Consider the following 15,694-nt stretch of genomic DNA (forward strand, 5'->3'; position numbering starts at 1 on the left):
GTCCGCGGGTACGCCGAGGCACTCGCGGACGGCGTCGTGCCCGCCGACCGGAGCGCGGCCACCGGCGCCACGCTGCTCGGGGAGGCGGAGCGGCTGACCCGCCTGGTCGACGACCTGCTCGAGCTGGCTCGCCTCGGCGCGGACGAGTTCCGGATTGCGGTCGACGAGGTGGACCTCCGGGAGGTGCTGCGGGCCGCGGCTGTCGTCTGGCGGGACCGGTGTGCGTCGGCCGGTGTCGCGCTCCAGGTCGAGGAGCCGGCCGGTCCGGCGCCGATGGTGCGGGCGGACGCCGCCCGCGTCCGCCAGGTACTCGACGGGCTGGCGGAAAACGCCCTGCGGATGCTCGCGTCGAGCGGGGTCCTGGTTCTCGCGCTGCGGGTGGAGGACGGGCGGGTGGTGCTCGCGGTGCGCGACTCGGGCCCGGGGCTCACCGACGCCGACATCGCGGTCGCCTTCGACCGTTCGGCCCTGGCGGACCGGTACCGGGGCGAGCGCCGCGTGGGCACTGGCATCGGGCTGGCGCTGATCGACGAGCTGGTGTGCCGCATGGGCGGCAGTGTCGCGGCCGGACACGCCGCGGAGGGGGGCGCCGTCTTCGAGGTTGCGTTCCCGATCGCCTTGCGCTGAGCGGCGGCGGTCCTTACACGACCCGTACACAACCCCCACGTCGCCTTCATCGATCAGCTCCATCGTGGAGGCACAGCGGGGCGCCGACGGGGCGCCCGCTATGCGAGGGGGTTCCGATGAAGGTTCCGCACATCGTTCTGCGCCGGGCCGGATCCACCGCCCGGGTCGGCCGCGGACTGGGCGCCTCCTCGGGTTGGGCGGTCGCTGGTGTCCTGGCGGTGGCCCTGGCCGGTGGGGCGGCGGTCGCGGCCGCCGGCGACTCCGAGGGCGCGCCGGGCAAGACGGCCACCGAGAAGTCGGCCGCGGCCAAGTTCGGCCCGCGGGTGCAGCACGGCGAGGCGACGGTGAAGACCCGCACCGGGGAATACCGCTCGGTGCTGGTCCAGCGCGGCGCGATCACCGCCGTCGACCCGGATTCCATGACCCTGCGCAGCGCGGACGGGTTCGTCGCCACCTGGACCCTGACCGACGCCACCCGCGTGCGGTCGGAGCGACGCAGCGGTGACCTGGCCGACCTGACCGTCGGCGACACCGTGGGCGTGGCCGGCACGGGCAGCGGCAACGAAGGGACCGCGAAGGTGGTCCGCGACAAGAGCTGACCCTTGCTCCGAGGCGTGGCGGGCTGCCGCTCGGACTGCCCGCCACCCCGGAGTCGGTCTACGCCGTCGGCTCCAGTGTGATCGACAGGGAGTTGATGCAGTAGCGCAGGCCGGTCGGCTGGCCGTGCCCGTCGGGGAAGACGTGGCCGAGGTGGCCGCCGCAGTTCTTGCAGCGCACCTCGACGCGGCGCATGCCGAGGGCGTTGTCCTCGATCTCCTCGACGGCGTCCGAGTCGGCAGGGTCGTAGAACGACGGCCAGCCGCAGTGCGAGTCGAACTTGGTCTCGGACCGGAACAGCTCGGCTTTGCAAGCGCGGCAGTTGTAGACGCCGACGGTCTTGGTGTCCAGGTACTCACCGGTGCCGGGTCGCTCGGTGCCGGCCTGGCGCAGGACGTGGTACTCCTCGGGGCTGAGCTGCTCTTTCCACTCGGCCTCGGTTTTGCTCACGGGATAAGTCGTCATGTCACCATCCAACCGCGCGCGCCGCTCCGGTGTTTCCCGGCGGAACCTTACGAGGGCCTGACGTAACGTGCGGAGCATGGCATCGCCCTTCGTGGAGCTCCAGGTCGGGGAGCGGACGGTCAAGGTCAGCAACCCCGACAAGGTCTACTTCGCCGCGGTCGGAATCACCAAACGGGAGATGGTTGAGTACTACCTCTCGGTCGCGGACGGGATCCTACGGGCGCTGGGGGACCGGCCGACCACGTTGGAACGCTGGCCGGGCGGGGTGTTCGAGGGGGCCAAGCGGGCCACCCGCGCCGACCCGAGAGGCGACGCGTTCTACCAGAAGCGGGTGCCGCAGGGCGCTCCCGACTGGGTCGTCACCGCGGAGATCGCTTTTCCTTCCGGGCGCACCGCGGACGAGATCTGCCCGACCGAGGCGGCCACCATCGCCTACTGCGCCAACCTCGGAACCATCACCTTCCATCCGTGGCCGGTCCGGCGCTTCGACGTCGACCACCCCGACGAGCTGCGCATCGACCTGGACCCGCAGCCGGGCACCGATTTCCAGGACGTCATCGCCGTCGCCGGTCAGGCGCGGGTGCTCTTCGACGAGCTCGGCTGGGCCGCGTTCCCGAAGACCTCTGGCGGGCGCGGGGTGCACATGTACGTGCGGATCGAGCCGCGCTGGACCTTCACCGATATGCGGCACGCCGCGATCGCCTTCGGTCGCGAGTTGGAGCGGCGGATGCCGGGCCAGGTCACCACCAAGTGGTGGAAGGAGGAGCGCGGGGAGACGATCTTCGTCGACTACAACCAGAACGCCCGCGACCGCACGATCGCTTCCGCTTACTCGATCCGTCCCTTCGCCCACGCGCCCGTCTCGGCGCCGGTCACCTGGGACGAACTCTCCGACGTCAACCCGGCCGACTTCACGGTCCGCACGATGCCGGCCCGCTTCGCCGAACTCGGCGACCTCCATGCCGCGATCGACGACGTCGCGCACGATCTGACGCCGTTGCTGGAGTGGTACGAGCGCGACGAGGCCAAGGGGCTGGAGGACATGCCCTACCCGCCGGAGTACCCGAAGATGAAGGGCGAGCCGAAGCGGGTCCAGCCCAGTCGGGCCAAGAAGGACCCCGCCGAGTAGAAGTCGGTCAGCCGCCGAGGGGCGGGGGCGCGGTCGGGTCTTCGGGGGCGGGGGTCGGCGCGGTCTCCACCGGCGGCTTCGGAGGGGCCGTCAGATCGGCGAGGGCCGGCAGCGCGGCGACGGAGGAAGCGCTGACGATTCCGCGGCCGTAGAAGCCGTTGCTCGCCGTCCCGGACTCACAGGTGTGGGTGAACTGCCGGGTGCCGCTCGAGCCGTTGACGGTGTAGGCGTACTCCGCCGGCGTCGGGCAGGGGCGCTGGGTCGCGGTGCTGAACAACGCCGCCTCGGTGAGCGCCGCGTCGAGGCCGAAACCGCCGCCCTGCGGGTAGCCGAGCTTGCTGACCACCAGCGCGGCGACGCCGGCGGCGTGCGGCGCGGCCATCGAGGTGCCTTGCAGGTACTGGTAGTACCCGCAGACGTCGAGCAGGCAGTCCTTGACCGTGAACGGGGAGGTCGGTTCGCCCGCAGCGTCGATGTCACCGCTGAGCCGGGCCAGCGCCTCGGGGTAGGCCGAGAGCACCTGGGCCTTGGGGTCGACGGTGAAGTCCGCAGTGTCGAAGGCGTCGCCACCGGGGGCGGACACGTCGTTCTGCTCGATGCCGTAGTTGGAGTAGTACGCCTTGCGACCCGACGGGCCGAGCGCGGCCACCGAGACCACGCCGGTGGTCTCGGCCGGGACGGTCAGGCAGGTGTTGTCGACGGTTCGCTCGTGGGCGTTGCCCTCGGGGTAGTTCGGGCTGGCGTCGTCGGTGGCCGGGTGGCCGAGGTCGGTGCTCTCGTTGCCGAGGGCACCGACCAGGGTGACCCCGTGCCCGCGCGCGTAGTCGATGGCCCGCTGCACGGCCTCCACCGTGGCCCGCTGCGCGGACTGCTCCTCAGGAGAGTCGGCGGCGTTGGCGGCGCAGTTGTAGAGCCACGGGTCGACGTAGAAGCTCATGTTGACCACGTCGAGCCCGATGTCGGCGGAGTAGGTCAGGGCGTCGACCACCGACTGCAGGAAGAAGAACCCGGAGTCCTGCCCGGCCCGGACATTGACCAGCGTGACCTCCGGCGCGACCCCGGCCATGCCGATGCCGTTGATCGCTGCGCCGATGATGCCGGCGACGTGGGTGCCGTGACCGTTGTCGTCGACGTCGGCCGGATCCTGACACGTCGTCACTTCACACGGGCCGTCGGCGTCGGGGATGTCGGTGGTGAAGTTCTTCGAGAGCCGGGGGTCGAAGTTCGGCGCGAGATCCGGGTGCGAGCCGTCGACGCCGGTGTCCATGATCCCGACCCTGACCCGGTTGTCACCGCGCTCGGTGGCGTAGGACCCGGTCGCGGTGGCGCCGATCATCTGCATGTCCCACTGCAGGTCGGCCAGGGGCTCGGCGCCGCTGACGGCCGCGGCGGACTCGGTGGCGGCGGCGCGGAACCTCTTGATCGCGGCCGCGCGGTCGGCGGGGGACAGGCGCTCGACGACGTCGCGCGTGCGGACCAGGTCCGGCGCGTGCCCGATCGAGCGGTTGGGCACGGCACCGAGCACGGCGCCGGAACGCCGGACCAGGGTGGCGAACTCGGTGCGGTCCGAGCGGACCAACGCGGTGCCGATGGCGGCGTTCTGGCTGACGATCTGCCCGCCGGCGGAGGCGATGGCCGACTGGGCCCTGGCTTGCGCCTTGGCGCCGGTCCCGGCGAACAGCGCCACGTACTCGACCGGGGCGCCGGTGGCGTCCGCGCGCGCGTCGGCGCCGATCGGGAGCAGGGCCGCCGCCGTCGCTGCGGCCAGCCCGGCCACGCCGAGCGCCCCCATCACGCTGAACCGCTGCACGCCTGGCCCTCCCGGAGGTGCGGATAACGCGGGGATTGCCCCCGCCGTCCAGTATGTCCCGGCCTGTCCCCGGCAGGTGCAAGGATCGCGACATGGACCTGCCTGTGAACCCGCCGGTCAAGCCGATGCTCGCCAAATCGGTGCCCGAGATCCCGACCGGGGACTACCTCTACGAACCCAAGTGGGACGGGTTCCGCAGCGTCATCTTCAAGGACGGCGACGAGATCGAGATCGGCAGTCGCAGCACCAAGCCGATGTCCAGGTACTTCCCGGAAATGGTTTCCGCGTTCCGCGCCGGCCTACCCGAGCGGTGCGTGATCGACGGGGAGATCGTCATCCCGGACGAGGCCGGGGTCCGGCTGGACTTCGAGGCCCTGCTGCAGCGGGTGCACCCGGCGGCGAGCCGGGTCAACATGCTGGCCGAGACGACCCCCGCCCGCTTCGTCGCCTTCGACCTGCTCGCCCTCGGCGACACCGACTTCACCGATCGCCCGTTCTCCGAGCGACGCGCGGAGCTGGAGGAGGCACTGGCCGGGGTGAAGGCCCCGCTGCACCTCACACCGTCCACCGCGGACCCGGCCGAGGCCACGCAGTGGTTCACCCAGTTCGAGGGCGCCGGGCTGGACGGGGTGATGGCCAAGCCGCGCGGCGGTGCCTACCAGCAGGACAAGCGCACGATGTTCAAGATCAAGCACGAGCGCACCGCGGACTGCGTGATCGCCGGCTACCGGGTGCACAAGTCCGGGCCGGACGCGGTCGGCTCGCTGCTACTCGGGCTGTACGCCGAGGACGGCAGCCTCGCGAGCGTCGGAGTGATCGGGGCCTTCCCGATGGCCAGGCGCAAGGAGCTGTTCACCGAGCTGCAGCCGATGGTCTGTGACTTCGAGGGCCACCCGTGGGCGTGGGCCGAGACCGAGGTCGGGACGCGGACTCCCGAGGCGGCCGCGGGCAGCCGGTGGAACGCCAAGAAGGACCTGTCCTTCACCCCGATGCGCCCGGAACTCGTGGTCGAGGTCAAGTACGACCACATGGAGGGCGTTCGCTTCCGGCACACCGCGCAGTTCGTGCGCTGGCGCCCCGACCGCGAACCCGAGTCCTGCACCTACGCCCAGCTCGAGGAGCCGGTCTCGTTCGACCTGGACGAAGTGTTCGCGGGACGGGTCTAAGCGTTGTCGACCACGTAGCGCAGGAACAGGAAGCCGTCGTCGTCGGTCAGGGTGTGCGCCAGGTGCAGCGGCAGCCCGCCGTCGATGTCCGGGCCGCGCATGATGCGTCCGGCCCGGCCGCCGGACAGCACCGGGCTCAACGCCAGGCACAGTTCGTCGAGCAGGCCCTCGGCCGCGATGTTGGCCAGGATGCCGGGGCCGCCCTCGGTCAGCAGCCGGGTGTGGCCGCGCTCGACCAGGGCGTCGATCACAGCGGCCAGGTCCACCTTGTCCTCGCCGACCACCACGACGTCGGCAACCTTGCTCGCGGCGGCGAAGGCATCGGCAGGCGCGGACTCGGAGGTGAAGACCATGGTGGGCACTGCAGCCTCGGTGAACAGCGGCCAGTCGAAGTCCAGGTCCAGGCTGGAGGTCATCACCGCGATCGGCGGCGGTGGCCGGTCGCCGCGGATCGCGGCGTGATCCGCCCGGATCCGCGCCGGCCCGTACTTCTCGGCGCGGACGGTGCGCGGTCCGACCAGCACCACGTCGGCTAGGGCGCGTAGCAGCAGGAGCAGGCCGAGGTCGTTCTCGTTGGAGATCTGCCGGGTGACGCCGCTGCCGCCCATGGCCGCCCCGTCGGTGGTGCCGACCATGTTCGCCCGCAGCCAGCGCCCGCGCGGCAGTTCGTCGGGGTAGGCGTACGCGGCGGCGAGGGCGTCGACGTCGAGCTCGGGGCCGGCGGAGACACCTCTGATCACGACGTCACCGTAACGATGGCCGCGGACTCCGCGGCCAGCAGCACGGCAGCGCCGTGCGGCTCGGCGGTGTCGGAGGCGAGCAGGACGCCGGTCGCGGGGGAGTCCAGTGGCACCGGCTGCGCGGCGACCGCGAGGTTCGCCACCACCCGCAAGCCGCCACGGTGCATCACCACCCACTGCGCGTCGGCGTCGAACTCCACCCGCACCGCGTCCAGCCGAGGGTCCGTCAGATCCGGGTAGGCCCGCCGCAGCGCGATCAGGTCGCGGTACCAGCGCAGCATCGTCGCGTGCGGGTCCTTCGCCGGCTCCGCCCAGTCCAGGGTGGACGTCTCGACGGTGGCGGTGTCCTGCGGGTCGGGGATGTCGCCGCGGTCCCAGCCGTGGCTCGCGAACTCCTCGCGCCGGCCTTCTCGGACCGCGTCGGCGAGTTCGGGTTCGGTGTGATCGGTGAAGTACTGCCACGGCGTGGCCGCCGCCCACTCCTCACCCATGAAGAGCATCGGGGAGAACGCCGAGCACAGCACCAGCGCCGCCCCGACCGTCATCCGGCCGGGCGAGACCGACGCCGAGAGGCGGTCCCCGGTCGCGCGGTTGCCGACCTGGTCGTGGTTCTGCAGGTAGGTGACGAAGGCGTGGCCCGGGGTGCGCGCCCGGTCCACCGGCGCGCCGTGGGTGCGGCCCCGGAACGTCGAATAGGTGCCGGCGTGGAAGAAAGCGCCGGTCAACGTCGTGGCCAGGCACTCGTAGGAACCGAAGTCGACGTAGTAGCCCTGACGTTCGCCGGACAGCAGCGAGTGCAGCGCGTGGTGGATGTCGTCGGCCCATTGCGCGGCCAGTCCGTTCCCGCCGCGCTCGCGCGGGGTCACCGTGAGCGGGTCGTTGCGGTCGGATTCCGCCACCAGGAACAGCGGTCGCCCGACCTGCGCGGCGAGCTCCTCCACCGCGATCTGAAGCTCCGTCAGCAGATGGACCGCCCGGTCGTCCGCCAGGGCGTGCACGGCGTCCAGACGCAGGCCGTCGACGTGGTAGTCACGCAGCCAGCCCAGCGCGGAGTCGATGATGAAGCGCCGCACCTCGTCGCTGTCGGCGTCGTCGAGGTTGACCGCGGCGCCCCACGGCGTGTGGTGCTTGTGGGTGAAGTACGGCCCGAAAGCGGACAGGTAGTTTCCGCTCGGTCCGAGGTGGTTGTAGACCACGTCCAGCACAACGCCGAGGCCCCGGGCGTGGCAGGCGTCGACGAAGCGCTTGAGCCCGTCCGGCCCGCCGTAGGGCTCGTGCACCGCGTAGAGCGCCACGCCGTCGTAACCCCAACCGTGCCGGCCGGGGAAGGCGGCTACCGGCATGACCTCGACCAGGTCGACGCCGAGTTCGACGAGATGGTCCAGGCGCTCGATCGCCGCGTCGAAGGTCCGCGCTGAGGTGAAGGTGCCGACGTGCAGTTCGTAGGTCACCGACCCGGGCAGGGCCCGGCCGGGCCAGGCCCCGTCGGTCCAGGGGAATCGGGAGTGCTCGACGACGCGGCTCAGGCCGTGCACGCCGTCCGGCTGGTGACGCGAGCGCGGGTCGGGAAAGGGCCCTTCGCCGTCCACCAGGTAGCCGTAGTCGGCCCCGTGCTCGGCCGGGACGTCGGCGGCGGTCCACCAGCCGTCGGCATCGCGGCTCATGGCGTGGGTGCGTCCCGCCGTCTCCAGGGCGACAGATTCCGCCCCCGGCGCCCAGACCTCGAAGCCCTTCATATCTGGACAGTGTCAGCAAAGGCGGGTCATCAAACCGGCGCCACCAGGTCGATTCGGCCACATCGAGAGCCCAGCTGTGGGGATAATCGTCCGGATCGGCACGATCGTGCGCTTTTGTCCGGCTTGATCGATGAGCGGCAACGGGAGAGACCGGACCGGTGGCGCCCTCTGCAACGCGACGCGGTCGCTTCGCCGGCCTCGCGGGCGGCGCGCTCGCCGTCGTGCTGGCGGCGTTATCTCTACAGGCCGCGCCTTCCTCGGGGGAGGACGCCAGAGCGGCGGCAGCGAGCGCGAAGATGCCGGGGGTGGCGGACGGCCCCGGCTCGGTGATCCCGGACTCCTACCTGGTCACCCTCGCCCGCGGTGAGCCCGCCGCGGTGGCGGTCGAGCACTCCGAGTTGGGTGCCCAGATCGACCGGCTCTTCAGCAAGGCGCTGCGGGGCTACTCGGCGCGGATGACGGCGAAGGTGGCGCGCAAGGTCGCCGCGGACCCGCGGGTGCGTGCGGTCACCCTCGACCGTCAGATCAAGGCCACCGACCAGGAGACCCCGCCCGGCATCGCCCGGGTCGGTGCCCGGCTCAGCGACACCAAGGTCGGGGACGGCGCCGGCGCCGTCGACGCCGACATCGCGGTGCTGGACACCGGTATCGACATCGACCACCCCGATCTCAACGTGGTCGGCGGCACGGACTGCGTCACCTCCGGCCTGTTCGGCGGGCCGCTCGCGCAGCAGGCCTCGGTCGGGGCCGACCCGCAACCCTCGCCGGAACCCGAACGGCTGACCGACCCCGAGGATTACGACGACACCCGCGGGCACGGCACCCACATCGCCGGGATCGCCGCGGCCCGGGACAACGGGATCGGAGTGGCCGGAGTCGCCCCCGGCGCCCGGCTGTGGGCGGTCCGGGTGCTCGACGGCCGCGGCAACGGCAGCCTGAGCACGCTGATCTGCGGCATCGAATGGGTCACCGCCCACGCCGACGAGATCGACGTGGCCAACATGAGCCTGAGCGGGCTGGACCCCGACCTCGGGTGCCAGGACGGCGCGCTGCACGAGGCGATCTGCAGCTCGGTGGCGGCCGGGGTCACCTACACGGTGGCCGCGGGCAACGCCGGTGAGGACTCCGAGGAGTACAGCCCGGCCTCCTACTCCGAGGTCATCACGGTCTCCGCGCTGGCCGACTTCGACGGTAAGCCCGGCGGCCTGGGCGTCAACCCGGCCCCGCTGACCTGCCCGGGCACCGACGACGAGTTCGCCTCGTTCTCCAACTTCGGGCCGGACGTGGACCTGGTGGCACCGGGGGTGTGCATCACCTCGACCTGGATGCGCGGTGGCTACGCCGAACTGACCGGTACCTCGCAGGCGGCCGCGCACGCGGCCGGCGCTGCGGCGCTCTACCTGGCCTCGCACCCGGCGGCGACCCCCGCGCAGGTCCGCGCCGCGCTGATCGCGGCCGGCAGCAAGGACTGGGTCAGCAGCACCGACCCGGACTCCAGCCCCGACCCGCTGCTCGACGTCGCCGGCTTCTGACCTAGCCGGACGCCACGAGGAGCGCGACGGGCAGCTCGGCCAACAGATCGGCGTAGCGCACGATCCCGCTGCGCTGACGCCCTGTCAGGACATCGGTCCAGGTGCCCGGCGGCAGGCTCAAGGCCGTATCACCGAAGCCGCCTTGCCGCTCGAGCGACACGGTGAGCCGGCTGGCCAGCGTCATCACCTTCTCCGAGCGGAGGAAGCCGACGACGTGCTCGGAGGTCTCCAGGGGGGTGTAGGTCGCCTCCGGGCCGAACCACTCGGGGTGCTCCCGGCGTAGTCGGAGCGCGCGGGAGGTGACGAGCGCCTTCTCCTCGTCAAGGCTCTTCGGGGCGGCTCCGCCGTCCAGCGCCGAGAGCGCCGCGCGCCGAGCGTCGTAGTCGACCTGACGGCGGTTGTCGGGGTCGACCAGGGTGAGCGTCTCGAACTCGGTGCCCTGGTAGACGTCGGGGACGCCGGGCATCGTTAGCTGGACGAGCTTCTGACCGAGGGCGATGGCCCGAGCGTGCGGGGCGATCGTCCCGACGAACGCCTCGATGGCCGCGCGCAGGTTCTCATCCGCACAGACGCCCTCGACGAAGGCCCGCAACCCGGCGTCGTAGGCCGGGTCGGGCGTGGTCCAGGTGGTGTGTTGCTTCGCCTCGCGGGTCGCCTTTTCGACGTAGTCGGCCAGCCGTTCCGCGGACAACGGCCAGGCGCCGACGAGGGTCTGCCAGATCAGGTAGTCCGTCGCCGGCTCGGGGAAACCGTCCGGTGAACGGTAGGCGACGGCGATCGCGCGCCACGCGGTGAGGACGCGACCCCATTCCTCGGGAATTTCGGTGAGCACGGTCAGGCGCGCCCGGACGTCCTCACCCCGCTTGGTGTCATGGGTGGACAGCGTCGTCATCGCCATCGGCCAAGCGGCCTGGCGGTTCGCGCAGAACGCGTGGAATTCCGCCGGCGTCACGCCGACCCGGTCCGGCAGGCCGCCGACCTCGTTGGCGAAGCCGAGCGGGAACCAGCGGTAGAACGCGGTGTCCTCCACGCCCTTGGCCATCACCGGGCCGGTGGTCTGTTGGAAGCGGACCACGAACTCATCGAGCCGGGTGTCGCGCCCGTGCCGGCCGAGGGCCAGGTCGCGCACCAGTTCCACGGTGGCGTGACGTTCCTCGGGCAGTCGTTCCAGGGCGCGGGCGGTGGCCTCGTCCAGCACCGCCACCGATGCCACCGGGGCCGGCTCCCCCGGGTGGACGTAGGCGCGGTACACCGGGAAGGCCACCATCAGTTCGACCAGGGACTCCTCCAGCCCGCGCGGGGTGTGATCGCGCAGATGGATGTCGTCGTGGCAGATGCTCGCCAGCAGCCCGGTGAGGCGCACCACCTCGGCGTAGAGACTCCCGGTCAGTACTTCGCGCTTGGCGGCCTCGACGACCGCGGGGTAGTCCGGGGGCGGCTCGGGGGAGTCCTCGCCGTGCACCAGACGGGTCCAGACCTCGGACAGGGTCGCGCCCGCTACCGGGTCGGCGAACACTCCGCCGGCGCGCAGGAGGGCGTCGTAGCCGGTGGTGCCGGCGCACGCCCAGTCCGTGGGGAGCTCCTCCTCGGCCTCGAGGATCTTCTCGACCACCACCCAGCAGCCGCCGGTGAGGTCCTGAAGACGCGTCAGATAGCCGTGCGGGTCGGCCAAACCGTCGGGGTGGTCGATCCGCAGGCCCTGCACCAGCCCGTCCCGGACCAGCTCGGCGAGAAGGCGGTGGGACTCGACGAAGACCTCGTCGTTCTCGACCCGCAATGCGGCCAGGGTGTCGATGTCGAAGAACCGCCGGTAGTTCAGTTCCTCGTCGGCGACCCGCCAGTACGCGAGCCGGTACCACTGCCGGTCCAGCAGGGCGTCGAGCTCGAGAGCCTCGGTACCCGGCCGGACGGGCAGGACGTGGTCGAAGTAGCGCACCAACGGCTCAGGCCCGGAGCGGTCGACGCGGATCTCCCCGTCGCTCAGGCACTCACCGATCCGGCGGCCGAGCAGCGGCATCAGCATGGCCCGGTCCGGCACCGTCCAGTCCACGTCGAACCAACGGGCGTAGGGCGAGCCGGGTCCGTCGCGCAGCACCGACCACAGCGGCACGTTGAGGGTCGCCGGGGTCGGCAACGCCATGTGGTTGGGCACGACGTCCACCACAATGCCCAGGCCGGCAACGCGGGCGGCTGCGCTGAGGATGGTGAAGCCGTCCCGGCCGCCCAGGTCGTCGGCCAGGCGGGTGTGGTCGACCACGTCGTAGCCGTGGGTGGACCCGGGGGTGGCCTGCAGGATCGGGGAGAGGTACAGGTGGCTGACCCCGAGCGAGGCGATGTGCGGAACCGCGCGGGCGGCGTCGGTGAAGGTGAAGGCCGAGCTGAGTTGCAGACGGTAGGTGGAGCTGATCAGGCCCGGCATCAGCATCGACGGAGCACCATCATCGAGCGATCCAGCATCGGGACCTGCTCCCCGGCCCGGTAGGGTTTGCGCCCGCCGACGTCGGGTTCCGCGGTGTCCAGCAGGGCTTCCCACGCCTCGCCGTAGGTCTCGGACGGCATGGTGAAGTCGAGTTCGCCGTGGTGAGCGTTGAACAGCAGGTAGAAGCTGTCGTCGACCACGCGGTCGCCGCGCGCACCGAGTTCGGTGATCGCCGATCCGTTGAGGAACACCGCGAGGGATTTGGCGAAGCCTGCCGACCAGTCCTGGTCGGTCATGTAGGCCGCATCGGGGGTGAACCAGGCGATGTCGCCGATGGTGTCGCCCTGGTCACGACCGGAGAAGAATCGGCGGCGACGGAACACCGGGTGCTCGGAGCGCAGCTGGGCAACGGAGCGGGTGAAGGCGAGCAGGTCGGTGTCGATCACGCCCCAGTTCACCCAGGAGATCTCATTGTCCTGGCAGTACGCATTGTTGTTTCCACGCTGAGTGCGGCCGAGCTCGTCCCCGTGCAACAGCATCGGCACCCCCTGGGACAGGAACAGGGTGGCGATGAAGTTCCGTTGCTGACGTGCCCTCAGAGCGAGCACGGCCGGGTCGGCCGTTTCCCCCTCGGCCCCGCAGTTCCAGGACCGGTTGTGACTCTCCCCGTCGTTGCCGTTCTCCCCGTTCGCGTCGTTGTGCTTGTCGTTGTAGGAGACCAGGTCGTGCAAGGTGAAGCCGTCGTGCGCGGTCACGAAGTTGATGCTGGCCCAGGGCCGGCGTCCGTCGCTCTGGTAGAGGTCCGAGGAGCCGGTCAGCCGGGAGGCGAATTCGGCGACGTTGTGCGGTTCACCGCGCCAGAAGTCGCGGACCTTGTCGCGGTACTCGCCGTTCCACTCGGTCCACAGCGGCGGGAAGTTGCCGACCTGGTAACCGCCCTCGCCGAGGTCCCACGGCTCGGCGATGAGTTTGGCCTGCGAGACGATCGGGTCCTGCTGGCACAGGTCGAAGAAGGCGGAGAGCCGGTCGACCTCGTGGAACTGCCGCGCCAGGGTGGCAGCCAGGTCGAAGCGGAAGCCATCCACGTGCATCTCGGTGATCCAGTAGCGCAGCGAGTCCATGATCATCTGCAGCACGTGCGGACTGCGCATGAGCAGGGTGTTCCCGGTGCCGGTGGTGTCGTAGTAGTACCGGGCATCCTCGCCCAGCCGGTAGTAGGCGGCGTTGTCCAGCCCGCGGTAGGCCAGCGTCGGGCCCAGATGGTTGCCTTCCGCGGTGTGGTTGTAGACCACGTCGAGGATGACCTCGATGCCGGCCCGGTGCAGCGACTTGACCATCGCCCGGAACTCCTGGACCTGCTGGCCGTCGGTCCCGCGGGAGGCGTAGCCGTTGTGCGGGGCGAAGAAGGCGAGCGAGTTGTAACCCCAGTAGTTGCGCAGGCCCTTCTGCTCCAGCGTGTGGTCGTGCACGAACTGGTGCACCGGCATGAGCTCGACGGCGGTGACGCCGAGGCTGCGGAGGTGATCGATCATCACCGGGTGCCCGAGCCCGGCGTAGGTCCCGCGAATCGATCGCGGAATCTCCGGGTGGGTCGCCGTCAGGCCCTTGACATGGGCCTCGTAGATCACCGTCTCGTGGTACGGGGTGCGTGGGTGCCGGTCGTCGCCCCAGTCGAAGTAGGGATTGGCAACCACCGAGAACGCGGTGTACTTCGCCGAGTTGGTGTTGTTGCGTTGGTTGGGGGCGTTGAAGCGGTATCCGTAGAGCGCTTCGTTCCAGATGATCTCCCCGTCGACCGCCCTGGCGTAGGGGTCGACCAGCAGCTTGTTGGGATTGCAGCGCTGCCCGCGGGACGGGTTGTGCGGACCGTGCACGCGGTAGCCGTAGCGCTGACCGGGTTCGATCCCGGGCAGGTAGCCGTGCCAGACGAATGCGTCGACCTCCGGCAGCACGACGCGCTGCTCCCGGCTGCGCTCGTCGTAGAGGCACAGCTCTACCTTCTCCGCCACTTCGGAGAAGATCGCGAAGTTGGTGCCCGTCCCGTCGTAGGTGGCACCCAGGGGATAGGCCCGGCCCGGCCAAACGGCTTCCAGCTCTTCCATGGGGTTGCGGCCTTTCCGGTCTGTGACGCTCCCGCGCCGCGCCGCGTCGGCCTGGGAGGTGTCCTCTGGCCCGCCATCCTGTCGCACGCGGGGCACCTACCCCGGATTCCACAGCTGTTATCCCGGCTACTTCCAGCTAGTTGACCGCTGCTCCGGTGAGATTTCCGATCGCGTAGGTGATGGCAAGCGCGATCCCGCCCCCGATCAAGACCCGGGCCACGGCGCGCCGCTGGCTCCCGCCCCCGGCCTTCGCCGACAGCCAGCCCGTCAGACTCAGCGCCAGCAACGTGACCAGGACCGCAATCAGGACCCGGGCGTCCGTCGGCGGCAGCGTGATCGCCAGCAGGGGCAGCAGCGCGCCGAGCACGAAGGCGATGGCTGACGCGGTCCCGGCTGTGAGCGGATTCACCAGGTCGTCCGGGTCGATGTGCAGCTCGGTCTCGGCGTGCGCACCGAGCGCGTCGACCGCGCTGAGCTCCTCGGCGACCTGGCGCGCCGTCTCCGGGCGCAGGCCCTTCTGCTCGTACAGCTCGGCCAGCTCCTCCAGCTCGGCCTCGGGTTCCTCGGCGAGCTCGCGGCGCTCCTTGGCCAGCAACTCCCGCTCGGCATCGCGTTGGGAGCTGACCGAGACGTACTCGCCCAGCGACATCGACACCGCCCCCGCGACCAGGCCGGCCAGCCCGGCCGTGAGCAGGGTCGCGCGGTCGGTGGTCGCCCCGGCCACCCCGACGACCAAACCGGCCTCGGAGACGATTCCGTCGTTGGCCCCGAGCACCGCGGCGCGCAGCCGGTTCATCCGGTTGCCGGAGGTGCCGCCAGGGTGCGCCTCGCCGGCATGCTCGGCCGGGATCTGCTCGCTCACGGCCGTACTCGACCACGCCGCACCCGGGTAAGGCGAGACTGCGCGCCGGGGACGGAGGTGTTGGCTTGACTCATGCACCCCGACGATCGCCCGAGCCTCAGGCGAGGCTGAAGCTGCATTTCGTTACTGGCGGCGCTTCCTGGGTCGAGAACTTCGGCCCATGCGTAACGAATTGCAGCCTCAGCCTCGGTGGGACGACTAGGCCACGCGGGCCGCGCCCACTGCGACGGCGTCGAAGCGGCGCAGGACGGTGGCGACGACCTCGGGGGCGGCGCCCAGGGGAGCGGCGACGGAGCCCGCGCCGGCGGCGAAGGCTTGGGCAGTAGCGCGGTCCAGCAGCAACCCCGGCGCGAGGAACCAGGCGGCGACGTCGACGCGGGTGCAGCCGGCGGCCTGCAGCGCCTCGACGGTCCCGCCGACCGAGGCGCCGGTCGCAGCGGCGTCAACGACCCGGACGTCGGCGCCGAGCTGCCGGCGCCAGCGCAGCGCGAGCCGGTTCAGTGCGGCCT

Annotated in this window: 13 protein-coding genes; 5 read left to right on the plus strand and 8 right to left on the minus strand. The window is 71.0% G+C overall.

The window, feature by feature from the left end; genetic code table 11:
- Together H0X00_RS11940 and H0X00_RS11945 are read left to right on the plus strand one after the other, a co-directional pair.
- The coding region (locus tag H0X00_RS11940; RefSeq protein WP_293770248.1) for a HAMP domain-containing sensor histidine kinase at positions 1-627 on the plus strand (627 nt) is incomplete at its 5' end.
- Between the two features lie 116 nt (positions 628-743).
- Positions 744-1,226 (plus strand): hypothetical protein, encoded by a 483-nt coding sequence (locus H0X00_RS11945; RefSeq protein WP_293770251.1) that lies wholly within the window; start codon positions 744-746, stop codon positions 1,224-1,226.
- Positions 1,227-1,284: 58 nt separating this feature from the next.
- Here the strand turns inward: H0X00_RS11945 and msrB are convergent, their stop codons facing one another.
- Entirely contained in the window at positions 1,285-1,689 is a 405-nt protein-coding gene (gene msrB, locus H0X00_RS11950; RefSeq protein ID WP_367186569.1) for a peptide-methionine (R)-S-oxide reductase MsrB, read from the minus strand.
- A gap of 76 nt (positions 1,690-1,765) precedes the next feature.
- Between msrB and H0X00_RS11955 the strand changes: the two genes are divergently transcribed.
- Complete coding sequence (locus tag H0X00_RS11955; RefSeq protein ID WP_293770256.1) at positions 1,766-2,818, plus strand: DNA polymerase domain-containing protein; 1,053 nt, start codon at positions 1,766-1,768, stop codon at positions 2,816-2,818.
- A gap of 7 nt (positions 2,819-2,825) precedes the next feature.
- On the opposite strand, the gene H0X00_RS11960 is transcribed toward H0X00_RS11955, so the two are convergent.
- Positions 2,826-4,628, minus strand: a complete 1,803-nt coding sequence (locus H0X00_RS11960) for a S8 family serine peptidase (RefSeq protein ID WP_293770258.1) — start codon at positions 4,626-4,628, stop codon at positions 2,826-2,828.
- Between the two features lie 92 nt (positions 4,629-4,720).
- On the opposite strand from H0X00_RS11960, the gene H0X00_RS11965 reads away from it, so the two are divergent.
- Positions 4,721-5,794: an ATP-dependent DNA ligase gene (locus H0X00_RS11965; RefSeq protein ID WP_293770261.1), complete on the plus strand. Its 1,074-nt coding sequence runs from the start codon at positions 4,721-4,723 to the stop codon at positions 5,792-5,794.
- On the opposite strand, the gene H0X00_RS11970 is transcribed toward H0X00_RS11965, so the two are convergent.
- Both H0X00_RS11970 and treZ read right to left on the minus strand, forming a co-directional pair.
- On the minus strand, positions 5,791-6,534 hold the full coding sequence (locus H0X00_RS11970; protein ID WP_293770263.1) for a pyrimidine reductase family protein: 744 nt from the start codon (positions 6,532-6,534) through the stop codon (positions 5,791-5,793). The genes H0X00_RS11965 and H0X00_RS11970 overlap by 4 nt on opposite strands.
- Positions 6,531-8,270, minus strand: a complete 1,740-nt coding sequence (treZ, locus tag H0X00_RS11975) for a malto-oligosyltrehalose trehalohydrolase (RefSeq protein WP_293770266.1) — start codon at positions 8,268-8,270, stop codon at positions 6,531-6,533. Before treZ ends, H0X00_RS11970 begins: the two co-directional genes overlap by 4 nt.
- 158 nt (positions 8,271-8,428) lie before the next feature.
- On the opposite strand from treZ, the gene H0X00_RS11980 reads away from it, so the two are divergent.
- Positions 8,429-9,802 (plus strand): S8 family serine peptidase, encoded by a 1,374-nt coding sequence (locus H0X00_RS11980; protein WP_293770269.1) that lies wholly within the window; start codon positions 8,429-8,431, stop codon positions 9,800-9,802.
- A gap of 1 nt (position 9,803) precedes the next feature.
- On the opposite strand, the gene treY is transcribed toward H0X00_RS11980, so the two are convergent.
- The 4 genes from treY to H0X00_RS12000 form a co-directional block, all read right to left on the minus strand.
- Positions 9,804-12,227, minus strand: coding sequence for a malto-oligosyltrehalose synthase (gene treY, locus H0X00_RS11985; RefSeq protein ID WP_293770271.1), 2,424 nt, complete (start codon positions 12,225-12,227; stop codon positions 9,804-9,806).
- A complete protein-coding gene (gene glgX, locus H0X00_RS11990) occupies positions 12,221-14,323 on the minus strand; it encodes a glycogen debranching protein GlgX (RefSeq protein WP_293770273.1) in 2,103 nt (700 codons plus the stop codon). The genes treY and glgX overlap by 7 nt, the downstream gene beginning before the upstream one ends.
- Positions 14,324-14,459: 136 nt before the next feature.
- On the minus strand, positions 14,460-15,119 hold the full coding sequence (locus tag H0X00_RS11995; RefSeq protein WP_367186571.1) for a VIT family protein: 660 nt from the start codon (positions 15,117-15,119) through the stop codon (positions 14,460-14,462).
- Between the two features lie 264 nt (positions 15,120-15,383).
- Positions 15,384-15,694, minus strand: a 311-nt coding sequence (locus H0X00_RS12000; RefSeq protein WP_293770278.1) for a CbiX/SirB N-terminal domain-containing protein, incomplete at its 5' end; no start/stop codon positions are given.

Origin of the sequence: Sporichthya sp., assembly GCF_013815995.1 — a bacterium.
GTDB lineage: Bacteria > Actinomycetota > Actinomycetes > Sporichthyales > Sporichthyaceae > Sporichthya.